We start from the raw sequence: 21,985 nt of genomic DNA on the forward strand, positions 1-21,985 counted from the left end.
GTGCCGCCGCTCGGGCCGGGCGACAGCGTTCGCGATCCCGATCTGCGGGACCGTCTCTATGAGCTGCTCGAGCACGATCATCTGCCGAGCACGCAGGGCTCGCGCATCGTCCAGCTGATCGTGTTCGTCATCACGCTCGACGTGTTCGCGGTGGTGCTGGGGTCGGACCCGGACATCGCCGCCGCCTTCGGCCTGCCGCTGCGGGCGATCAAGGTCGGTGCGCTGATCGTCTTCGCCGTCGAATATGTCGCGCGGCTCTGGAGCGTCGCGGGCCACATGCCGCGGCGCCAGTCGCCACGCCAGGACCGCCTTGCTTACGCGTTCTCTGCGCTCGGGCTGGTCGACCTCCTGTCCTTCGTGCCGGCAGCCGTCGCGCTGCTGCTCGGCGATCGCACCCTGGAAGCGCTGTGCATCGTGCTGCCCTTCCTCAAGCTGGTGCGCTATTCGCCGGCGCTGCGCTCGCTGCTGTCTGCGGTGCAGGCCGAGCGGCGCACCTTGATCGGCTGCCTCGTGATCCTGGCCGGCGCGGTGCTGCTGTTCGCCTCGCTGCTCTATGCGATCGAACGCGACGTGCAGCCCGACAAGTTCGGCACCATTCCGCACGCGATGTGGTGGGCGATCGTGACGCTCGGCACCGTCGGCTACGGCGACGTCGTGCCGGTGACGCCGCTCGGCCGCGTCGTGACCGTGTTCGCGATCATCTGGGGTTTCGCCATGATCGCGTTGCCGGTCGCCATCATCTCCACCGCCTTTGCCGAGGAGATCAAGCGGCGCGACTTCGTGGTGACCTGGGGCATGCTGGCCAAGGTGCCGCTGTTCTCGCATCTCAACGCCGCGGAGATCGCCGACATCATGCGGCTGTTGCGCGCGCGCACGATCGAATCCGGCGAGGTGCTGGTGCGGCGCGGCGATGCGGCCTCGTCGATGTATTTCATCACCACCGGCGAGGTCGAGATCGAGCTGCCGACGCAATGCGTGCGGCTCGCCGACGGCACCTTCTTCGGCGAGATCGCGCTGCTGCACCGGACCAAGCGTTCGGGCACGGTGACGGCCACCCGCAAGACCCGGCTGCTGGTGCTCGACGCGCAGGACTTCCACGCGCTGATCGAGCGCATGCCGGCGCTGGCCGCGCATGTCAGGACCACGGCCAAGGCGCGCATGGCCGACACCGGCGACCTCGCCATTGCCGAGCTGTCGCAGGCCGAGCACGACGACCAGCCGGGCGGGTAGGGGCACGTTGGGCGGCGGGGACGATCGTCTCGCCGCGGCGGCAGTCTGCTCCCTCTCCCGCTTGCGGGGGAGGGCTGGGGAGGGGGCGGTTCGAGGCATCCTGCCCGTGAATGCCCCCACCCGCATCGCATCTGTCGATGCGATGCGACCTCCCCCGCTTGCGGGGGAGGTGGACCGAATTCGCGGCGCCGCTGATCCAAATCACGCGCGGTCCTGATGAGATCTCTTCCAACCAGTCAAACAGCCGGGCGCGCGCGCTCGATCCCGCGGCGCCGAGCACCCGGGGGATACGATGGCATCGCCCTCGAAAAGATGATGAGGGCGCAGGGAAGGCCGGGTGCCGATCGCACCCATGGTCCGCGTGCAACAAAAAGCACGCGGCAGAACCACAGGTACGAGCCGATCAACCGGCCTTCCCTGCGCGGCGGTTTTAACGCTTATACGCGCTCTCCTCGGTGCACCGGGCTTGTTGGCCACCGTGGCGACGGCGCGCGTCACGCGCGCCATCGCGGGACACCAGCATCGGGGTGTCAGGACCACGCGACTTCACGTCCGTGAAGCGCATCATTCGTCCGCGCCGCAAAGCGCGCTGATGCCCTCACGTCCACCGCATTGCCGGCCCAACGTCTCGTGACGACGCGTACGTCCCTCATCCGGACCGGAACGTGGGCAGCATACGCCTGATTTGCTGATTTTCGGAAGTCATTTATTTTTGCGCGGGGCTCTTGAAACGGGCGATGTATTTGAGGCGAATGATGAAATGAAAATTTCGGCGCAGGAGATCCGGATCGGCGGTGAGCACGTCGGCCTTGCTTGCCGGAGGCCGCTGCCCGTCGCGCAAATCAAATTGGAGCACACAGTGACACGGCAAACGATCGCGGCGGCAGGCAACACTGAAGTGCCGGACGACAGTGGTGGCGATTCGAGTCTCGGCCCATGACTACCGAGGCCCTAGTTGAGGGACGTGACGCATGTCTGAGTTGAGTTTCTTCTGCGATCGCTACGCGGTCCGCGCTTGCGTGGGGGCGCTGCCTTGGATTTACAACAGTTATGTCGAACACGCGGTTCTCAATGATGACCTGGGGATTCGTTCAACGGACGGGACTCCATTGTTCGTTGCCGTGGGTCGAGATTCTTCGTCCTGGCCGGAATTGGTTGTTTCTCTGCGCTTCGATCCAGGTCCTAAGTCCTTCTTCTACCCAGGCATCCTGGTCATCCCGGATCGAGATATCGTGCTCATCGGTGCAGGAACGACGCTCCTCGCCTATAAACTGTTGCCTCTTCAACGCCTTTGGGAGGACACCGCAGATTGTGGATTCTGGTGCTGGCGGCAGCACGGCGAACTCGTCCTGATGTCGGCTGAACTCGAGTTGGCCGCTTGGCACGTCGATGGGCGGAAGCTCTGGTCCACCTTCGTCGAGCCGCCATGGGAGTACGAGATCGCTGAAGGTGATGTGTTACTCGATGTCATGGGAAGAAAGTCCAGGTTCAACGCTGCGGTCGGGCCGGCAAGGAGATCGTAGTCTCATTGCTGGAGGTCAGTCTGCCGGCGTTTTTCCGCATCTCACGCATCGGTGGGCATGAGTCCGGGCTCGCGCGTTCGGCACGAGGCCGGCGCGCGCCGAGCTCGCTGCCTTCCGCGCGCCTCGAAATGACGAGGGCTAGAGAAGCGGTGCGTCAGCAGGCGGTTGTGCTCGATCGCGCCTGTGGCGGATGAGTGATCCGTCGGCCGCCCATACGGTCACTACATGCCTGCCAGCAGTGCGATCCGCTCGTCTTCCGTGAAATGGGCCGCGATCCGGCCGAGCGTACGTTGTCCCTTCGCAATCGCCACGACGCGGAGGATGCCGTTGACCAGCGTGTCGTCCTCGGCCGTGATCAATTCCTGCAGGCCCATGGCGACGAGGTGTCCCCAGGCGGCGGCGTAGCAATGCTGAAGTAGGCGTCGATGTCTATACTTTGACGACTCGCCTCGGGCGAGTCGTTCCGCCTGGGAAGACGGGCGAATGGTGCGTGAGTGGTTGCTCGCTGCAGCTACAGGTTGTAGGTCCGCGACCGATTGCGGTCGCCATCCCGCCTTAGATGTGCTCGCGCTGCCACAGTTACGGTTATACCGACTCGACCAAATAATATTACTATTCAAATTGACCTTCGCGCTTGTTACTCTTTCCGTCCAATCTCAGGTTGACGAATTTGCTCCTTTAGATGGGCGGCGGCTGAGATTGAACCGAGGGGAAGGGCGTTCCGGGACGAAGGTTCTGGGCCGGACGCGACAAAAAACAGCCAGAGCCTGGGGACGCTGCGAGGAGCAGGAAAATGAATGGGTTTGTGACGACCGCGCGCGTGTGCGGCGTAGGGATTGCTTTGTCTCTGTTGGGCGGTGGAGCGTATGCGGCCGATCTGCCAACCAAGGCACCGCCAATTCCTTATGCCGGGGTCGATGATTTCTGGACGCGGCCCTATCTGTTCGGCGACCTCGGCCGGACGAGATTGAAGGAGCAGGGCATCTCGCTCGCGCTCACGCTGGGTGACGAAGCGGTTACCAACCTGTCGGGCGGCTCCCGCAACACCTCGGCCAATGCCGGGCAATTGTGGTTCGAGGCCAAGTTCGACATGGCCAAGCTCGCCGGCATCCAGGGCGGCCTGATCGGCGTCACGCTGGTCGACCGCTTCGGCAAGAACCTGAACACCGAGGCCGGCATTCCCGCCCTGCAGCTGACCAACGAAGTGTTCGGCCGCGGCAACATCCTGCGCCTCACCGAGTTCTACTATCAGCAGAAGCTGTTCGACGACCGCCTCGTGCTGAAGGGCGGCCGTCTCCCCGTGGGCTCCGACTTCTTCTTCGGCCAGTGCGAGTTCCTCAACCTGACCTTCTGCGGTGGCCAGCCGGGCAACATCCAGGGCGGCTACATCTACAACTGGCCAGTGAGCCAGTGGGGCGGTGTCGCGCACTACAACTTCACCAAGGAATGGAAGATCTCGGTCGGCATCTACGACGCCAATCCGAACTATCTGACGACGTCGGACGCAGGCGTCTATCTGGCGCCGGGCATTCCGCGCTCCACCCCCGCCTCGGGCGTGCTGGTGCCGGTGGAAGTGGTGTGGGAGCCGAGCGGTCCGCTGAACGGCACCTGGCGCTTCGGCGGCTGGTATGACAGCGCGTCGACCATCGATGGCGGCCTTCCCGGCATCATTGCCGTCGTCGCGGGTGGCCCCGGCGTGGGCGATCAGAATCTCAGCAGTCAGCGGGGCCGCTACGGCGTCTACGAATCGATCCTGCAACGCCTGACCGTCGAGGGTCCCAAGGCCCAGGGCTGGTACACCTTCCTCAACACCAGCGTCGCCGATCACCGGACGGCCTATCAGGACTACCAGATCTCCTGGGGTATCAAGCATACCGGAACGTTCTCGTTCCGTCCCGAGGACGAGGTCGGCTTCGCGGTGGGCACCACCCACGTGAACTCGGCAGCGCTCAACCCGAATGCCAACGGCAACGAAGTGCCGATCGAGGCCTGGTACGGCTGGCAGGCGACGGGCTGGATGAACCTGAAGTTCGACGCCCAGTATGTGATCAATCCGGGCGGGCGCGGCTTCAATGGCGCCGGTGTGAAGACCGGCAATGCGGTGGTTCTCGGCATCCGCAGCGTGGTTCACTTCTGAGTGCATCCCGGCGCCGGCATTCGCAAACGTGACTCTCACGCTTGCGGATGTCCGGTGCCGGACCATGGGCTCCCTCGAGGTCCGATGGCGAGTTTTGCCGGGCCCGAAAGCCGGCACGCCCGCGCCCGCCCATCCCGGCAGGCGCTCGATGCGCGGACGTCGATTGACTCTTCTGCATTGCGATACGACATCTCCTGGACCGCCAATCCAAAGGCCCGCCCAGGAGAAACACATGCCCGCGCTCGACACCGCTGCCGTCGCCGGACAACGTCTCGGCGACGACGTCGTGGATTGGCTCACCAACGGCACCCGCGACGAGCGCTTCATCGACAACATCTTCGCGCAGATGTGCATCCGGCTGCAGAACGCCGGGATTCCGCTCAAGCGCGCTTCGCTGCACGTCCAGATCAACCATCCGCAATGGCTCGGCGCCCGCATCCTCTGGAGCAACGGCATGCAGGGCGCGGACATCGCACGCGTCGACTACGACGTCCGCGAGCGCTCCGAATTCATCGGCAGCCCCGGCAACGAGATCTATGACGGCGCCGAGGAGATCCGCGAAAATCTCGTGCGCGACCCCAAGCTCGGCCGTCAGCACGCGATCTATGACGAGATGCGGGCGCAGGGCCTGACCGACTACGTCGCCTGGCCGATGTATCACACGCTCGGCAAGCGGCATTTCGTGACGTTCGCGACCGACCGGCACGGCGGCTTCGACCAAGCCCATATCGACGCCCTGCAGCGGCTGCTGCCGGTGCTGGCGCTGGTCAGCGAGATCCGCATCAAGAACCGCCTGGCGCGGACCCTGCTGGAGACCTATGTCGGGCCGCATGCCGCCGAGTTGGTCCTGGCCGGCGCCACGCGGCGCGGCAGCGGCACGACGGTGCGAGCGGCCATCATGATCTGCGACCTCAGGGATTTCACCAGGATCTCCGACAACTGGCCGCGCGACGACGTCATCGACCTGCTCAACGGCTATTTCGACGCGATGGCGGAGCCGGTCACGCAGCATGGCGGCGAGATCCTGAAATTCATCGGCGACGGCCTGCTCGCGATCTTCCCGCTCAGCACCCCCGGGGCCTGCGCCAACCTGCTGCATGCGGTGACCGATGCCCGCAAGGCGATGGCGGCGCTGAACGCGCGCAACGGCGAGAGTGGGCGCGCGCCGCTTCGTTACGGCATCGGCGTCCATGTCGGCGACGTCATGTATGGCAATATCGGCTCGCGCAGCCGGCTCGACTTCACCGTCATCGGCCCGGCCGTCAACATGGCCTCGCGGCTGGAGGCGCTGACCAAGCAGCTCGGCCGGCCGGTGCTGCTGTCGCGCGAGTTCGCCGAGCTCGTCGAGGGCGAGTTCGCGCTCGAGCATGTCGGCAGGCATTCGGTGCGCGGGTTCAACGATCCGATCGAGCTGATCGCGTATGAGGGGTAGGGGGGCGTCGCGTCGTCCGTCGTTGTAGGATGGGCAAAGGCGCAGTCGTGGGGTCTCCGCGTTCGAGATCCCGGTGGCGCCGTGCCCACCATCTCGCCGACAAATCCGCTGGACGACGGTGGGCGCGCTGCCGCCTTGCGGCGGCTGCTTTGCCCACCCTAGAGGTCAGCGCTTCCAAAGCGGCCAAGAGAGGAGGTCGGGCGCGAACAGGATGATCGCCGGCGCGAGCGCCGCTCCTGCAACGCAGATCGTGACGATGGACCGCGACGGGAGTCCGCGTGCTCGTGCGAGGAAGGTGAGCGCGCGGATCATTGCCCCGGTCACGAAGCCCGCTCTGGTGACGAGCAGCAGCGCAGGGAGGAAAAGACGGCTTGCGTCACATCCCAGGCTGCAGGCGTCGAACGCTGGCGACAACAGCCGCTCACGGACGCTGCCAACCGACGTCACCACAAGGACGACGAGCGTCGCGATCAGCAGCACGCGCCACGACGGCATCAGCACGGCGATCGCATAGGAGATGACGCAGGCCGCGAGCATCTCGGTCGCGAGATCGAGCATGATCATGCCTTTCTCGCGCTCTCACGCCTCGTCCAGATACGGCGCCACAACTTCGCGGGTCTCCGCGCTGGTCACAACCGGCACGATCTCGAAGGTCATGCCGGTGTCGCGGGCGTTGGACAGGATCCATTGCTGCAGCAGCCTGATGTCGTCGCATTCCATCAGCTGGAAGCAGCGGTCGAAATTGGGCTCGATCCAGCTGCCGAGATATTTCAGCCCGTCCGGGAATTTGACGCCCACATCGCGCACGCGGCGGTAGACCGGGATCGGATCGCGGTCCTTGAAACGTTCGATCACCATGAACAGCATGCGCGCCTCCGTCGTGCCCGTTGCGGTATTTTGCGGTGGATCGGACCGGGTGGCCAGCCTGGGGCGGAAGCCCCGGAGGATCGGTTCGGCTGACGGACCGAGGCCTCGACGGGCATGCTGGACGACAGGCCGGCTCCCCTGGCGCGGTCCTTGCTTTCGGATGGGAACTCGCATCCACGCGGAAGAGGATCCATGAAGAGAGCATATCTCACTGTGTACGCCGCCCTGGTTGCATCGGCGCTATCAGCGCCCGCCGTCGCCGAGGACCTGACCGGCACCTTGCAGAAGGTCAAGGAGACCGGGTCGATCACGGTCGGCTATCGCGAGACCTCGCTGCCGTTCTCCTACATCGACGACAACCAGAAGCCGCTCGGCTTCGCGCTCGACATCTGCGGCAAGATCGTCGACGAGATCAAGGCGACGCTCAAGCTCGACAAGCTCGAGGTCAAGCTCACGCCGGTGTCGTCGGCCACGCGTATCCCGCTGATGGCCAACGGCACCATCGACCTCGAATGCGCCTCGACGACCAACAACATCGAGCGCCAGCGGCTGGTGTCGTTCTCGCCGACCTATTTCCTCACCGCCAACCGCTTCGTCGCCAAGACGTCCAGCGGGCTCAAGACCATCGACGACCTCAAGGGCAAGACCGTCGCCTCGACGTCGGGCACCAGCAACATCAAGCAGCTGTTCGAGGCCAACACCGCGCGCCAGCTCGGCATGAACATCCTGACGGCGAAGGACAATGCCGAGGGCTTCCTGATGGTCGAGAACGGCCGCGCCGACGCCTATGTCATGGACGACATCCTGCTTGCGGGCCTCGTGGCGAGTGCGAAGACGCCGTCGGACTATGCGATTTCGACCGACCAGTTCTCGATGCCGGAGCCCTACGGCATCATGCTGCGCAAGGACGATCCCGCCTTCAAGGCCGTCGTCGACCGCGCCGCCACCCAGCTCTACACCAGCCCGGAGATTGCGACGCTCTATGCGAAGTGGTTCATGACCCCCGTGCCGCCGAAGGGCGTCAACTTCAACTTCCCGATCACGCCCGCTTTGGCCAAGGCCTTCGCGCATCCGAACGACAGCGGCGATCCGAAGGCCTATTGATCGGTCCTCGCATCGCTCTGCGGCGACGCACCATCGAAACATCGAGCGGGGTAAGCCTGCGGCTGCCCCGCCCGATCGTGTGCTGCTCTCAATCGCACGCCGTCCGCGCATCTGAACCGTCACGCATCCTCGCCCAAGGCGGGCAATGACCACGCGGGTGGTCTCGGCGTACCGGACGGTGGCGTGCCGCGGCCGGATGGCCGGATCATGGTCTCCTTGACGCCGCTGAATTCCTGCCCACATGTTGCTCACCGAACCTGGATGCGCCCCAGCGATTCTGATACGGCGTCAATCTCGACGTTCCGGCGAATCCTGTGTGTGCGAACGATTCTGAACTTCAAATCCGCCGCAATGTTGTTTCGTTTAGACCGCTCTGCTGACGGGCGCTGACGCTTCAGAACTCTTCCCCACCCTGCGGCCTCGGCCTCGGATGACCGGGAAGCCCATGGTTTCGAACGCCTGCAGCCGGTTCGGCGGCCTGCGGGATTTCCATCTGGTCACGATCGCGATACACGCGATCACCACACACAGGGCGGAGACGACATTGCAATTCGATCAGCCAATCGCGATGGCGATTGTGCCGCCGGCAGCGCGCGACATGCCGCGCGCCGAAGACGACAAGGGGCTGGCGACGGCCGATGCCCGGTATTGGATGGGGGTTCTCAGCAACTATCGCACGCCAAACCGCCTGCGCAGCGTGACTGAGCTGCTGATCACGGCCTTGCCGCTGATCGCCCTATGGACCGCGGCCTGGTTCGCGTTCTGGCTCGGCCATGCCTGGGCGTCGCTGCTCATCGCGATTCCCGCCGGCGGCTTTGTCGTGCGTTTGTTCATGATTCAGCACGATTGCGGCCACGGCACCTTCTTCCCCGGCCGCCGGGCGAACGACTGGGTCGGCCGCATCATCGGCGTGCTCACGCTGACGCCCTACGACTGGTGGCGCCGTACCCACGCGATCCATCATGCCACCAGCGGCAATCTCGACCGGCGCGGGATCGGCGATATCGACACGCTGACCGTGCGCGAATACCAGGCGCGTTCGACCTGGGGACGTCTGCAATACCGGCTGTACCGCCATCCTCTGGTCATGTTCGTGCTCGGACCGGCGTATCTGTTCTTCCTGAGGCACCGTCTCCCGTTTGGTCTGATGCGCGGCGGTTGGCAGCCCTGGGTCAGCACGATGGCCACCAATGCCGGCATTGCCGTGATCGTCGCCGCGCTGATGTGGCTGATCGGCATCCAGGCGTTCCTGGTCGTGCATCTCCCCATCATGATGCTTGCCGCCATGGCCGGCGTCTGGCTGTTCTATGTGCAGCATCAGTTCGAGCGGACCGTCTGGGAGCACGACGAGCGCTGGACGCTGCATCAGGCGGCTCTCTACGGCAGCTCGCATTACGACCTGCCGGCATGGCTGCACTGGTTCACGGCCAATATCGGCATCCACCACGTCCACCATCTCTCGAGCCGTATTCCCTATTATCGGCTGCCGGTCGTGCTGCGCGACCACCCTGAGCTGCGCGAGTTCGGCCGCATCACGCTGCCCGAGAGCCTGCGTTGCGTCCGGCTCGTGCTGTGGGACGAGTCACAGCGCCGTCTGGTGTCGTTCCGCGACGCCGGGGCGGGCAGGCGTCCGCGCTAGGCTGTTCGTCGCGCGGTCCTTGCGAGGAGCGTGAGCTCCGAAGCAATCCAGACGTCCTTCCTGGCGCTGGATTGCTTCCCTTCGCCCGCACTGACGGCTGGACCGTCTAATCCTTCACCACGCGCACCGCGCCCTTGGCGGCGCTGCTCGCAAAGGCGGCGTAGGCCTTGAGCGCGGTCGAGACCTTGCGGGCGCGCTTGGCCGGCTTCCAGGCCTGGTCGCCTTTGGCCTCCATCGCGGCGCGGCGCTTGGCGAGGTCGTCATCGCTGACCGCGAGATGGATGGTGCGGTTGGGAATGTCGATCTCGATCCGGTCGCCGTCCTGGACGAGGCCGATCAGGCCGCCCTCGGCGGCCTCCGGCGAGACGTGGCCGATCGAGAGTCCCGAGGTGCCGCCGGAGAAGCGGCCGTCGGTGATCAGCGCGCAGGCCTTGCCCAGCCCCTTCGACTTCAGATAGCTCGTTGGATAGAGCATCTCCTGCATGCCGGGGCCGCCGCGCGGGCCTTCGTAGATGATGACGACGACGTCGCCTTCCTTGATCTTGTTGGTGAGGATGGCCTCGACTGCGGCGTCCTGGCTCTCCATGACGCGCGCAGGCCCTGAGAATTTCAGGATCGAGGCGTCGACGCCGGCGGTCTTCACGATGCAGCCGTCGGCGGCGATGTTGCCCGTGAGCACGGCGAGCCCGCCGTCCTTGGAATAGGCATGGGCGAGATCGCGGATGCAGCCTTTCTCGCGATCGAGATCGAGCTCCTCGTAGCGGCGGTCCTGGCTGAAGGCGACCTGCGTCGGCACGCCGCCGGGCGCGGCCATGTAGAAGTTCTTCACGCTCTCGCTCTGGGTCGCCTTGACGTCCCAGCGCTCCAGCGCCGCATTGAGCGAGGCCGCATGCACGCTCGGCAGCTCGGTGTGGACGAGGCCTGCGCGCGCGAGCTCGCCGAGGATCGCCATCACGCCGCCGGCGCGATGGACGTCCTCCATGTGCACGTCGGGCACGGACGGCGCGACCTTGCACAGCACCGGGACCTTGCGCGACAGGCGGTCGATGTCGGTCATGCCGAAGCCGATCTCGCCCTCGTACGCCGCGGCGAGCAGATGCAGCACGGTGTTGGTCGAGCCGCCCATCGCGATGTCCAGGCTCATCGCGTTCTCGAACGCCTTGAAGTTGGCGACGTTGCGCGGCAGCACCGAGGCATCGTCCTGCTCGTAGTAGCGGCGGGCGAGATCCACGATCAGGTGTCCGGCCTCGACGAACAGGCCCTTGCGGTCGGCATGGGTCGCCAGCACCGAGCCGTTGCCGGGCAGCGACAGCCCAAGCGCCTCGGTCAGGCAGTTCATGGAGTTCGCGGTGAACATGCCCGAGCACGAGCCGCAGGTCGGGCAGGCCGAACGCTCCATCACCTCGACGTCGGCGTCCGAGACCTTGTCGTCGGCGGCGCTCACCATGGCGTCGATCAGGTCGACCTTGCGCAGCTTGCCGGCGATGTTGACCTTGCCGGCCTCCATCGGCCCGCCCGAGACGAACACGGCCGGAATGTTGAGCCGCATCGCGGCCATCAGCATGCCGGGGGTGATCTTGTCGCAATTGGAGATGCAGACCATGGCGTCGGCGCAGTGCGCGTTGACCATGTACTCGACGCTGTCGGCGATCAGCTCGCGCGAGGGCAGGCTGTAGAGCATGCCGTCATGGCCCATCGCGATGCCGTCATCGACCGCGATGGTGTCGAACTCCTTGGCGACGCCGCCGGCCTTCTCGATCTCGCGCGCGACCAACTGGCCGAGATCCTTCAGATGGACATGGCCGGGCACGAACTGGGTGAAGGAGTTGACGACGGCGATGATCGGCTTGCCGAAATCCTCATTGGTCATGCCGGTGGCGCGCCACAGGCCGCGGGCGCCGGCCATGTTGCGGCCGTGGGTGGAGGTGCGGGAGCGGTAGGCGGGCATGGCGGTTTCCTTGGCGGTTCCTCGACAGACAATATTGGTCCGCGGGCGGGGGAGACGATCCTGGCGGCGGACGGGCGGCAATGACGCGGCGAGGCATACAGCGAAGTGCTTGATGATTCGACCCTAAATTTCGCTGTTCGGGGATGCCGGGAGGGCAGGGCCGGTGCGTCCAGCCTGCGGCCGCAGCCGCTCCGGCGCAGGGTCGGGACCGCCGGTATTGGCTGTGGACTGCAGTCCACAACCGGGCTCGCCCAAGCGCCGCTCACGCGTTTGTGGCTACGTGTGGAACCCGGGAGCACCGTACATTAGAACGAAGCCGTTCTGTTCGGGCGCGGCTTCGCCCGCGCCAAGCTCCGTCCCACCAAGCCTCCGCGTCGATCGACCCATGCCGTCCGTTCCGCGATCCTCTCTCCTGCCATCCCTGACCGCGCTGCTGCTGGCGCTCCCGTATGGCGCCTCGGCGCACGCCATCATCGTTTCCTCGCAGCCGGTGTCGGGGGCGACCATCGACACATCAGCGATCGCGATCCGGCTCCGCTTCAACAGCCGCATCGATCATGCCCGCTCGCGGCTCAAGCTGCGCGCGCCCGATGGCGCCGAACAGGTGCTGACGCCGGCCGCCGATGCGCCGGCGGACGAGATCGACGTGGAGGCCAAGGCGCTCAGCCCGGGCGCCTGGCACCTGCAATGGCAGGTGCTGAGCGTCGACGGCCACATCACCCGCGGCGACATCCCGTTCAACGTGCGCTAGCCTCAGTCGTACCAGCGATGGCGCTGTTGCTCGACATCTTCGGCTATCTCTCGGTGGTGCTGCGCGGGCTGACCTTGCTGGCGCAATCCTTCACCATCGGCGGCATCGCCTTTCAGTTGCTGCTGCTACGTCCGCTGCAGGACAGGCTCTCGGTCGATGCGCTGGTGGTCGGGAAGAGGAGCCAGCGTTTCCTGCGCCACAGCGCCTTCTGCTGGTTCGTGGTCGTGCTGGCCTCGCTCGCCGTCAACATGGCTGCGCTCACCGCTACGCTCGATTTGTCGCTGCGCGACGCCGCCGGTGCGGATTTCGCGCGCTCCGGCATCGTGGTTGCGGCCTGTGCGCTGGGGATTGCCATGTTCGCCCGGACCGGCACCTGGGTCACATGGCGCGCGACGGCGCTGCCTGCGCTGGCCGCCCTTGCGCTTCTTTTTCAGCTCAACCTGACCCATGCGGCGAGCCGGCTCGACGTGCGCTGGCCGCTGTTCGCCGCCGACGTCCTGCATATGCTGGGCGCCGGCGTCTGGATCGGCGGGCTGCCGTATTTCCTGATGGCGCTGAACGGCTGCAAGGCCGAAGGCGACCAGCGCCTGATCGGGCGGCGCTATTCGCTGATGTCGATGGCCTCGGTCGGTGCGATCGTGCTCGGCGGCACGGTCATGGCGATCGCCTATCTCGGCTCGTTCGCGGCAATCTACGGCACCGCCTATGGCGTCATGACCTCGGCCAAGGTCGCGATGCTGGTGATGCTGCTCGCGCTCGGCGCCGGCAACTATCTCGCGGTCGAGCGGCTGCGCCGCCGTGATCCCGATGCGCCCGTGCTGCGCATGAAGCGCTTCGTCGAGGTCGAGCTCGGCATCGGGCTCACGGTGCTGCTGACCGCGGGCTCGCTGACCTCCCTGCCGCCGGGCATCGATCTCAGCCAGGACCGGTTGAGCTGGCACGAGATCGTCGAACGTGCCGCGCCGCAATGGCCGCGCCTAACCAGCCCGTCCGTGGACCAGCTCACGATCTCGCAGCTGCAGGCCAGGATCGACGCCGCCGACGCCCAGCGCGTGACCGCGCCGCCAGCCTATGTGCCGGGCGAGGGCGTGATCCTGCCGCGCAGCGCCGCCGATATCGCCTGGTCGGAATACAACCACCATTGGGCCGGCCTCTTCGTCGTGCTGATCGGTGTGCTGGCGCTGATCGAGCGCTTGCCCGGGGGCGGCTTCGCGCGGCACTGGCCGCTGCTGTTTCTCGTGATGGCGGCATTCCTGTTCTTCCGCGCCGACGAGATGGCCTGGCCGCTCGGCCCGATCGGCTTCTTCGCCTCGCTGCGCGATCCCGAAGTGGCGCAGCACCGGCTGTTCGTGGTGCTGATCGTCCTGTTCGGCCTGTTCGAATGGCGGGTGCGGCTGCGTGGACAAGAGGCGGGCCGGGCGGCGCTGGTGTTTCCGCTGACGGTCGCCGCCGGCGGCGCGCTGCTGATGACGCATTCGCACGCGATCGCCAACATCAAGGACCAGCTGCTGATCGAGATGAGCCACACGCCGCTGGCGCTGTGCGGCATCACCGCCGGTTGGGCGCGCTGGCTGGAGCTGCGCATCGACGGCAAGATCAGCCGCGCCGCGGCCTGGGTGTGGCCGGTGGCGTTCGTGCTGGTCGGCCTGATCCTGCTGGACTATCGCGAGGCGTGAGGGGGAGCCGCCCGCGCAGGAGCGTCATCGGCATTGCCCAGAAATGCAACAACAGAGGGCGATGCTAATGTCTCGGTTGCCGAGAATTCGCCGCTGCGTCTTAGAGAAATTTTATAGGGTTCAGCCATAGGTAGCGAACGGCGTCGGTGTCAGGAGTGACCACAATGACGTTTGGCAAGCGTCAATCCGGAGTCGGTGGCTCGGCACAAGCTCTCAATGTCGGCATGGCTGCCGCAAGGAACGACGTCGTCACCGAGACCGCCCCGGCCACAGGCAGCCCCATTCGCTGGTTCATCGCATTCGTTGTCTGTGGCGCGATGCTTTATGGGCTGGTGAAGACTTATGGTCCGGACATCCTGCGCGATCATCGCCTGGCCGGAACCTGGCAGCCGGCTTACGATCTGCGCGCCACGGACGGAAAGTGCAAGCGAACAAACTTCGTGGTCACCTTCTGTGAGGCCAAGATCAAGTCGGTCGCGCAGCCTGATAAGGCGCCGATCGATCATGGATTCTTCATGCTGTTTGCGGGCGGTGGCGGCGAGGCTCTCGTTCCGGTGCGCTCAACGATCGACCGCTCGGCAGTGTCGATCTTCTACTCAGCAGAAACGAGGCGTTGGAATCGCACGCTATCGTTCCTTTTCTCGGCGGGCCTGATGGCCCTGTTCGAAGTGATAGCGCTGTGCCTGTTCTGGAACGCGGTCAAGTCCTGACAGCGATTCCGCTCGCGAGAGGCGGACGTTGTTCGCTCAATCCGCGATGTTCATGACGACCGTCTCGGAGTTCATTTGGATGACGCAGGTGCAATCCCTGCTTGGATTTGAGTAGGCAGACCGTGTCATTGTTGAAAGCGCTCGGCGTCATCTGCGGCATTCTTCTGTTCTGGGGCTTCTTCCAATTGCCGTCCGGCTCGGGAGACGTCGCGTCTCGGCAGATCCTCTCGATCAAGGAAGAGCCGGACAGCATTGTGCTGGGTTGGAGCGGGCCGGTGCAGGAGCCGATGAGTGAGCGTGTCGCCGCGGCGTTGGATCGCTACGAGACGGATCCGCGCAGGCTCGTCCTGCTCCTCAACTCGCCGGGCGGCTCGATCGAGCACGGGCGCAAAGTCGTCGCCGCGATCCGTGGACGCGATCGGGCGATCGATACGCTCGTTGAACGAGCTGGCGTCTGCGCTTCGATGTGCGTGCCGATCTTTCTCGCCGGCACCAGGCGCATGGCCGATCCCGAAGCCTACTTCATGTTTCACGAAGCCAGCCTGAACAGCAATGCGAGGGAAAACCTGAAGCAGTGGGAGATCAGTGAGGCCGAGAAAGCCTTCTTCTCGCAAGCCGTCAAGACGAAGGTCACCGACGAGCTCTTTCGTCACGACATCGGCATTCGTGGCGTCAGCGTGGCCTGGCTTGCCGGGATGCGCAAGAAAATCGCAGACCGAGACGTCTGGATGAGCGGCCAGCAGCTCGTCGACGAGGGCTCCGGCATCGTCGACGGTCTCGTCCGCGCACCCGCGCGCTAGCAAGACCCGAAGCCGAGACAGCTCTGGTCCGCAAGGAGTTGCCGGATAGGACGAAATCCCACTGTCCTTCGTGATCGGCCACACGATCTCGATAGGCTGATTGTCGAAGTCGGGGATCATCCTCATGGTCCCGCCGCCAGCAGCTCATGCCGGCCGACGGCGCGGCCATCCGGATCGGCTGGCTCTCTTGTATCATCGCGCCCCTGTTCAGTTATCGAGAGGCGTGACGGGCGCTCACGTCACGCAGTTCACCCACAGCACGACCGCCTTCGCATCGTCGGCCGGATTGGAGAACCGATGCGGCCTGCGGCTGGCAAAGCGGAAGCTGTCGCCCTCCTTGAGGGACCATGTTTCGGTGTCCACCGTCAGCGTCATCGCGCCTTCGAGCACGAGACCGGCTTCCTCGCCGTCATGCGTGTAGAGCTCGTCGCCGGTCGAGCCGCCGGGCTCCAGATGCACCAGGAACAGGTTGAGCTTGTTGTCGCCGCCGGCGGCGCTGAGCAGCTGCTTGGAAATTCCGCTGCGCCAGAGTTTGAGCTCCGGACGCTGCTGTCCTCGCGTGACGACGGAATCCGAGCCGTCATCGCCGCCCGGGCCGGCGCCGAACAGCGCCGCGATGCCGACGCCGAGCACGTCCGCGAGCGTCGCCAGCACGCGCAGCGATGGCGACGATAGACCGCGCTCGATCTGGCTGAGGAAGCCGATCGAAAGTGCGGTCTTGGCGGCGATCGTCTCGAGCGAGAGTTGCCTGATACGCCTGAGATCACGGATGCGGCGGCCGACCGCGACATCCATCGCCGGCTCGACCGGCTTCCCGGCGGGCTTGGCCGCCGCCTTCACCTTCCTCGAAGGCTTGGATGCGCCCGTTTTGAGCATTCTCTTGCCGCCACTCACGTCAGCCCGCTTCCTTCATGTGCATGAAAACCGCTTGCATCACCCGGCAAAGTATGTCCAAATTTTCATACTGGTGAAAATAGGCCGAAACGGCGCGGCCGGCAACGGTTGCCATCACGATCGGCCGGGACGCGCCGTGATCGGTCGGGCCCGAAGGGGGAAGCGATGCCGTTGAAGCGTTTTGTTCAGGCCGCCTGCGCGGCGCTCGCAATCGCCGCCGTCGCGCCGGTGTCGGCACAACAGGTGCTCAAGGTCGGCTCGACCCCGACCGGAATTCCCTTCACCTTCCTCGACACCAAGACCAATCAGATCCAGGGCGTCATGGTCGATCTCATCACCGAGATCGGCAAGGATGCGGGCTTCAACGTGCAGATCGAGCCGATGCCGTTCTCGGCGCTGATCCCGTCCTTGACCTCGAGCAAGATCGACATCATCGCCGCGGCGATGTTCATCACCGCACCGCGCAAGGAGGTGATCGATTTCTCCGATCCGATCTACACCTATGGCGAAGGCCTGATCGTGCCGAAGGCTGACACCAAGGCCTACGCCTCGCAGGACGATCTGAAAGGCGAGGTGGTCGGCGCGCAAATCGGCACCGCCTTCGTCGATGCGCTGAAGAAGTCCGGGCTGTTCTCGGAGGTCAAGGCCTACGACACCATTCCCGACATCCTGCGCGACGTGAACACCGGCCGCCTCAAGGCCGGCTTCGCCGACTATCCGATCCTCGCCTACAACCTCAAGCAGGGCGGCTTCCCTGAAGCGCGCCTCGTGACCAGCTACAAGCCGGTCACGGTCGGCTCGGTCGGCATTGGCGTGCGCAAAGGCGAGGCCGAGCTGCTCGGCAAGATCAACGCCTCGCTTTCCAAGCTGAAGGCGAACGGGACGGTCGACAAGATCCTCGACAAATGGGGCCTGAAGGACTGACCGGCCGATGAAAGGCTTCTGGCACGACGCCGTCGAGTTCTTCCCGATCCTGCTCAACGGTGTCGCGCTCACGATCATCGTCACCATCGGATCGCTGCTGCTTTCGACGATCCTCGGGCTGATGTGGGCGATGATGCGGGTCTCCGGCATCCGCATCCTGTCGGGCCTGAGCGCGAGCCTGATCAACGTGATCCGCGGCATCCCGATCATCGTGCTGCTGTTCTATCTCTACTTCGTCATGCCCGATCTCGGCGTGACCTTGTCGGCGCTGCAGGCGGCCATTCTCGGGCTCGGCATCGCCTATTCGGCCTATCAGGCCGAGAACTTCCGTGCCGGCATCGAGGCGATCGACAAGGGCCAGATCGAGGCGGCGCAATCGATCGGCATGGGCTGGTGGATGACCATGCGCCGCGTGGTGCTGCCGCAGGCGGTGCGCATCGTGCTGCCGCCCTACGGCAACGTCATGATCATGATGCTGAAGGATTCCTCGCAGGCCTCGACCATCACGGTCGCCGAGCTCGCGCTGCAGGGCAAGCTGATCGCGTCCTCGACCTTCAAGAATACCAACGTCTTCACGCTCGTGGCGCTGATGTACCTCACCATGAGCGTCCCGCTGATCCTCCTGGTCCGTCACTTCGAGAAGCGGGCGGGCAAGCGATGATCGAGCTGTCCGACGTCCACAAGAGCTTCGGCAAGGTCGAGGTGCTCAAGGGCATCACGGCGTCGGTCGCAAAGGGCGAGGTGGTCTGCATCATCGGCCCCTCGGGCTCGGGCAAGTCGACGATCCTGCGCTGCATCAACGGGCTCGAAAGCTATGATCGCGGCGCGATCAGCGTCGAAGGCCTGCGCGTCGACCGCGACGCGCCGTCGATCGTGTCGGTCCGCACCCAGGTCTCGATGGTGTTCCAGCGCTTCAACCTGTTTCCGCACCGCACCGCGCTGGACAACGTCATCGAAGGACCGCTCTACGTGAAGAAGGAGCCGCGCGCTGCGGCACTGGAGCGGGGCCGGGCGCTGCTCGCCCAGGTGGGACTCTCCGACAAGGCCGACGTGCATCCGCCGCAGCTCTCCGGTGGTCAGCAGCAGCGCGTTGCGATTGCGCGGGCGCTCGCCATGAAGCCCAAGGCGATCCTGTTCGACGAGCCGACCTCGGCGCTGGACCCCGAACTCGTCGGTGATGTCCTGGGCGTGATGCGCAAGCTCGCCGACGACGGTATGACCATGGTCGTCGTGACCCATGAGATCGGTTTTGCCCGCGAGGTCGCCGATCGCGTGCTGTTCATCGATGGCGGCGTCATCGTCGAGGAGGGGTCCGCGAAGGCCGTGCTCAATCAACCGCAGCACCCGCGCACGCAGGATTTTTTGCGCCGCGTGCTGCATCCGCTGTGATTTCGCGAGATCCGCCATGATCAGGCCCGTTCGTCTTCCGCTGCCGCCGTCGGTCTATGCCGACACCGCCGTTGCGCCGGCCGCAACTCCGCCGCTCGACGTCAACAGGAATGTCTCGGTTGCGATCATCGGCGGCGGCTTCACTGGCCTGTCGACCGCGCTTCACCTGGCAGAGCAGGGCACCGACTGCGTGGTCCTGGAGGCGCAGGAGCCGGGCTGGGGCGCCTCCGGCAACAATGGCGGCCACACCAATCCCGGCCTGAAGCACGATCCGGATCAGATCGAAGCGGATTTCGGCGCCGATCTCGGCGGCCGCATGGTCGCGTTCTCCTATGGCACGACCACCTTCACCCACGACCTGATCCGCCGCTACCAGATTCCGTGCGAGGCGCGGCAACAGGGCACGCTGCGCGCCGCCTATCACGATGCGAGCGCCGCGGCGATCGAACGGACGGCAGAGCAATGCATCCGCCGCGGCATGCCGGTCGCGGTGTTCGACCGTGAGAAGCTGCGTGAGGTGACCGGCAGCGATCGCTATGTCTGCGCCATGTTCGACGCGCGCGGCGGCGACCTGCATCCGCTGAACTATGCGCGCGGGCTGGCGCGCGCGGCGATCTCGGCGGGCGCAGCCGTTCATGGTGAGACGCTGGCGCTGTCGCTGCGCCGCGAGGGGCTGCGCTGGCGCATCGAGACGCCGCGCGCGGTCGTTCGCGCGGAGAAGGTGCTGATCGCGACCAACGGCTTCACCGACGATCTCTGGCCGTCGCTTCGCCGCACCGTGATTCCGGTGTTCTCGTCGATCGCAGCCACCGCGCCGCTGCCCGACGAGGTCGTGCGCGCGATCATGCCGACGCGATCGGTGCTGTATGAGAGTGGCCACATCACGGTCTATTATCGCATCGATCAGCACAACCGGCTGCTGATGGGCGGCCGCGGCCCGATGCGCTGGATCAAATCGCCGACCGATGTCGCCTATCTCATGCGCTATGCCGAGCGGCTCTGGCCGCAGCTCAAGGGCGTGGCCTGGACCCACGGCTGGAACAGCCGGCTTGCCATCACCAAGGACCACTATCCGCATGTGCACGAGCCGGCCGAGAGCCTGCTCATCTCGCTCGGCTGCAACGGTCGCGGCGTGGCGCTGTCGACGGCGATGGGTGCCCAACTCGCCCGGCGGCTGATCGGCGGCGTGAAGGCCGCCATCGACATGCCCGTCACCGGCATCAAGCCGATCCCGCTGCATGCCTTCTGGCCGGTCGCTGTGACGGGCGCCGTGATCGCCGGGCGGGTGCGGGACCGGCTCGGTCTCTGAGCGGGTCCTTCGTCCAAGCCGGATTGTTCGGACTGATCTGGCTTGATTGCCAAGTGGACACGGGGCGGCGACTTAGCCGGTCCGGGCCTTAGCATCGGGCCACACGATCTCGATATGCTCGTTGTCGAAGTCGATGTCGTCGTTACTGCCCCTCCGCCAGCAGGTCATGCCTGCCGGCAGCGCACTCATCCGTATGTCCTGCCCGTCCGGCACGATGCCGCCAAAAGCGAGCAGCTCGATGAAGCGGTTGACGAGCTCGAGAACGGCTAACCGATGCTGCGCGCGCACCTGGTGGACGCTGATGTCGGGGCGGCCGAACTTGCGCATTCCCCGGGTGTGAATCCACTCGGTGCCATCAGCGTCCCGCGAGATCAATATGACGACGTGGTGCCGTGGCGCGCAATGCCCGACAGCGAAGGCACGGGTGCGCCATTCCGTTGGACTCCACCATTTCCGAATCTGCGGGTCGTAGATGGCGACGCCGCCGTTATCGAGGCAGAAGGTCAGCAGACCGACCACGTCGCGAAAATAGCTCAGCGTCGCCGGATCGGCGATGTCGCCTTTGATCACGAGGCAGAAGTCCTGGGCGGCAACGATCGCCGCCAGATCAGGGTCTGCGACCGTGAGCTGAGTCCACGGGCGGCCGGCACGAAAGCGTGTCACCACCTCGGGATGCGCAGTCGGCCCGCAAGCCAGGATATCGACGCCGTCAGGGACGCCGCTCGATCGATAAGTGCTCCGGGACAGCGGTCGATCGATATCCACCCAGCCATAGACCACGTAGAGCAGGACGGGGTTCCTGCCGCCCGCCACGTAGTACGGGCGTGGCCAGTCGGCGAGCGGAGGTCTCATCCGGTGTGCTCCGACGCCGCCGGAAATGTCCTGCGCATGGCCGGCATGGCTTAGGCCTGGGGTTGTCCCACGCGCTCACTCCTTGCGCAGGAAGACGTAATCGGCGGAATAAGCCACGCTGCGATACTGGCCGGCGGAATCGCAGGCGCCCTCGAGCTTGCCGCCCGACGTGTTGATGCGCTGCACGGTGGTGATGTCGGAGAGCACACCGTTGCCGCCGCGATGCGAGACGACCGCGAGCTTGAGCCAGGGGATGTCGTTGTCGGTAGCGCCGATCGCTGTGCCCAGCACCCGGCCGCCGACGATCGAGCCGTCCTGATGCTCCCAGCTCGGTCCGGCATAGTGCCGGCCGACGGTCTTGCCGTCCTGGAACAAGCTGGCGATCGGCTCGCGGAACGCCCAGGCGAGCTTGCCGTCCGCGGTCGTCTTGCATTCATAGACCTGCGCGCCCTCGGCATGCAGCGTCAGCACGGCCTTTTCGCCCGCGGCGACCAGCGCATCGGGAATGGTGGTCTCGGCGGCGGCGGAGCCGATCAGGGCACCGAGCAGCAGCAGCGAAAGCGTGGGGATGAAGCGCATGGTGGGGTCCTCGATACGGCGGCGAAACGGAAACGGGCCGCGCTTGCGGCGCGACCCGTTCATAGTTGACGAAATCGGAAGGCGGAAGTGAGATCGCGCACGTGTGGATGGGAACGAAGCGCCATCCGCGCGTGAGGTGGGCCTCCCTCGCCCCGTTCTTACGGCGCCGCGACGAGCTTCGCTCGCGCCGAGAGGGTTGGGGTGAGGGGCAGACGCACGGG

At 65.4% G+C, this 21,985-nt stretch carries 22 protein-coding genes; 15 read left to right on the top strand and 7 right to left on the bottom strand.

The window, feature by feature from the left end:
* From LQG66_RS36335 to LQG66_RS36345, 3 genes are all read left to right on the top strand, one after another.
* Complete coding sequence (locus LQG66_RS36335) at positions 1 to 1,230, top strand: cyclic nucleotide-gated ion channel (protein ID WP_231321423.1); 1,230 nt, start codon at positions 1 to 3, stop codon at positions 1,228 to 1,230.
* 685 nt (positions 1,231 to 1,915) lie between these two features.
* A complete protein-coding gene (locus tag LQG66_RS36340) occupies positions 1,916 to 2,170 on the top strand; it encodes a hypothetical protein (protein ID WP_231321425.1) in 255 nt (84 codons plus the stop codon).
* Positions 2,171 to 2,201: 31 nt separating this feature from the next.
* Complete coding sequence (locus tag LQG66_RS36345) at positions 2,202 to 2,753, top strand: hypothetical protein (RefSeq protein ID WP_231321427.1); 552 nt, start codon at positions 2,202 to 2,204, stop codon at positions 2,751 to 2,753.
* Between the two features lie 221 nt (positions 2,754 to 2,974).
* On the opposite strand, the gene LQG66_RS36350 is transcribed toward LQG66_RS36345, so the two are convergent.
* Positions 2,975 to 3,127 (bottom strand): hypothetical protein, encoded by a 153-nt coding sequence (locus LQG66_RS36350; protein ID WP_231321429.1) that lies wholly within the window; start codon positions 3,125 to 3,127, stop codon positions 2,975 to 2,977.
* 419 nt (positions 3,128 to 3,546) lie between these two features.
* Between LQG66_RS36350 and LQG66_RS36355 the strand changes: the two genes are divergently transcribed.
* Positions 3,547 to 4,890 carry a carbohydrate porin gene (locus LQG66_RS36355; protein ID WP_231321431.1) on the top strand — a complete coding sequence of 448 codons (1,344 nt, stop codon included), beginning with the start codon at positions 3,547 to 3,549 and terminating at the stop codon, positions 4,888 to 4,890.
* A gap of 232 nt (positions 4,891 to 5,122) precedes the next feature.
* Positions 5,123 to 6,322: an adenylate/guanylate cyclase domain-containing protein gene (locus tag LQG66_RS36360; RefSeq protein ID WP_231321433.1), complete on the top strand. Its 1,200-nt coding sequence runs from the start codon at positions 5,123 to 5,125 to the stop codon at positions 6,320 to 6,322.
* 165 nt (positions 6,323 to 6,487) lie between these two features.
* Here LQG66_RS36360 and LQG66_RS36365 read toward each other — a convergent pair whose 3' ends face one another.
* Both LQG66_RS36365 and LQG66_RS36370 read right to left on the bottom strand, forming a co-directional pair.
* Entirely contained in the window at positions 6,488 to 6,886 is a 399-nt protein-coding gene (locus tag LQG66_RS36365) for a hypothetical protein (protein WP_231321434.1), read from the bottom strand.
* A gap of 15 nt (positions 6,887 to 6,901) precedes the next feature.
* The gene (locus tag LQG66_RS36370; protein WP_231321436.1) at positions 6,902 to 7,189 is read right to left on the bottom strand and encodes a DUF3303 domain-containing protein; all 288 of its coding nucleotides are present in this window, start codon (positions 7,187 to 7,189) and stop codon (positions 6,902 to 6,904) included.
* Between the two features lie 192 nt (positions 7,190 to 7,381).
* Here LQG66_RS36370 and LQG66_RS36375 point away from each other — a divergent pair, with 192 nt between their 5' ends.
* Positions 7,382 to 8,293, top strand: a complete 912-nt coding sequence (locus tag LQG66_RS36375) for an amino acid ABC transporter substrate-binding protein (protein ID WP_231321438.1) — start codon at positions 7,382 to 7,384, stop codon at positions 8,291 to 8,293.
* 598 nt (positions 8,294 to 8,891) lie between these two features.
* Entirely contained in the window at positions 8,892 to 9,932 is a 1,041-nt protein-coding gene (locus LQG66_RS36380; RefSeq protein WP_231328077.1) for a fatty acid desaturase, read from the top strand.
* A gap of 106 nt (positions 9,933 to 10,038) precedes the next feature.
* Here the strand turns inward: LQG66_RS36380 and ilvD are convergent, their stop codons facing one another.
* On the bottom strand, positions 10,039 to 11,880 hold the full coding sequence (gene ilvD / locus LQG66_RS36385) for a dihydroxy-acid dehydratase (RefSeq protein WP_231321446.1): 1,842 nt from the start codon (positions 11,878 to 11,880) through the stop codon (positions 10,039 to 10,041).
* A gap of 385 nt (positions 11,881 to 12,265) precedes the next feature.
* Here ilvD and LQG66_RS36390 point away from each other — a divergent pair, with 385 nt between their 5' ends.
* From LQG66_RS36390 to LQG66_RS36405, 4 genes are all read left to right on the top strand, one after another.
* Complete coding sequence (locus LQG66_RS36390; RefSeq protein ID WP_231321448.1) at positions 12,266 to 12,631, top strand: copper resistance CopC family protein; 366 nt, start codon at positions 12,266 to 12,268, stop codon at positions 12,629 to 12,631.
* Positions 12,632 to 12,648: 17 nt separating this feature from the next.
* On the top strand, positions 12,649 to 14,307 hold the full coding sequence (locus tag LQG66_RS36395; RefSeq protein WP_231321450.1) for a copper resistance D family protein: 1,659 nt from the start codon (positions 12,649 to 12,651) through the stop codon (positions 14,305 to 14,307).
* A gap of 164 nt (positions 14,308 to 14,471) precedes the next feature.
* Positions 14,472 to 15,017 carry a hypothetical protein gene (locus LQG66_RS36400; RefSeq protein WP_231321452.1) on the top strand — a complete coding sequence of 182 codons (546 nt, stop codon included), beginning with the start codon at positions 14,472 to 14,474 and terminating at the stop codon, positions 15,015 to 15,017.
* 185 nt (positions 15,018 to 15,202) lie between these two features.
* A complete protein-coding gene (locus LQG66_RS36405) occupies positions 15,203 to 15,817 on the top strand; it encodes an ATP-dependent Clp protease proteolytic subunit (RefSeq protein ID WP_231321455.1) in 615 nt (204 codons plus the stop codon).
* A 234-nt stretch (positions 15,818 to 16,051) separates the two neighbouring features.
* Here LQG66_RS36405 and LQG66_RS36410 read toward each other — a convergent pair whose 3' ends face one another.
* Positions 16,052 to 16,693 carry a helix-turn-helix domain-containing protein gene (locus LQG66_RS36410; protein ID WP_231321457.1) on the bottom strand — a complete coding sequence of 214 codons (642 nt, stop codon included), beginning with the start codon at positions 16,691 to 16,693 and terminating at the stop codon, positions 16,052 to 16,054.
* Between the two features lie 183 nt (positions 16,694 to 16,876).
* Between LQG66_RS36410 and LQG66_RS36415 the strand changes: the two genes are divergently transcribed.
* Genes LQG66_RS36415 through LQG66_RS36430 form a run of 4 tightly spaced genes read left to right on the top strand, consistent with a single transcriptional unit; the run spans position 16,877 to position 20,333 of the window.
* Positions 16,877 to 17,635 (top strand): ABC transporter substrate-binding protein, encoded by a 759-nt coding sequence (locus LQG66_RS36415; protein WP_231321459.1) that lies wholly within the window; start codon positions 16,877 to 16,879, stop codon positions 17,633 to 17,635.
* Between the two features lie 7 nt (positions 17,636 to 17,642).
* A complete protein-coding gene (locus tag LQG66_RS36420) occupies positions 17,643 to 18,296 on the top strand; it encodes an amino acid ABC transporter permease (protein WP_231321462.1) in 654 nt (217 codons plus the stop codon).
* On the top strand, positions 18,293 to 19,024 hold the full coding sequence (locus LQG66_RS36425) for an amino acid ABC transporter ATP-binding protein (protein ID WP_231321464.1): 732 nt from the start codon (positions 18,293 to 18,295) through the stop codon (positions 19,022 to 19,024). Before LQG66_RS36420 ends, LQG66_RS36425 begins: the two co-directional genes overlap by 4 nt.
* 16 nt (positions 19,025 to 19,040) lie before the next feature.
* Positions 19,041 to 20,333 (top strand): NAD(P)/FAD-dependent oxidoreductase, encoded by a 1,293-nt coding sequence (locus tag LQG66_RS36430; RefSeq protein ID WP_231321466.1) that lies wholly within the window; start codon positions 19,041 to 19,043, stop codon positions 20,331 to 20,333.
* Positions 20,334 to 20,405: 72 nt separating this feature from the next.
* Here LQG66_RS36430 and LQG66_RS36435 read toward each other — a convergent pair whose 3' ends face one another.
* Both LQG66_RS36435 and LQG66_RS36440 read right to left on the bottom strand, forming a co-directional pair.
* Positions 20,406 to 21,185 carry a hypothetical protein gene (locus LQG66_RS36435; RefSeq protein WP_231321468.1) on the bottom strand — a complete coding sequence of 260 codons (780 nt, stop codon included), beginning with the start codon at positions 21,183 to 21,185 and terminating at the stop codon, positions 20,406 to 20,408.
* Between the two features lie 75 nt (positions 21,186 to 21,260).
* On the bottom strand, positions 21,261 to 21,764 hold the full coding sequence (locus LQG66_RS36440; RefSeq protein WP_231321471.1) for a DUF3455 domain-containing protein: 504 nt from the start codon (positions 21,762 to 21,764) through the stop codon (positions 21,261 to 21,263).
* Between the last annotated feature and the right edge of the window lie 221 nt (positions 21,765 to 21,985).

Origin of the sequence: Bradyrhizobium ontarionense (assembly GCF_021088345.1) — a bacterium.
In the GTDB taxonomy this organism is placed as follows: Bacteria; Pseudomonadota; Alphaproteobacteria; order Rhizobiales; family Xanthobacteraceae; genus Bradyrhizobium; species Bradyrhizobium ontarionense.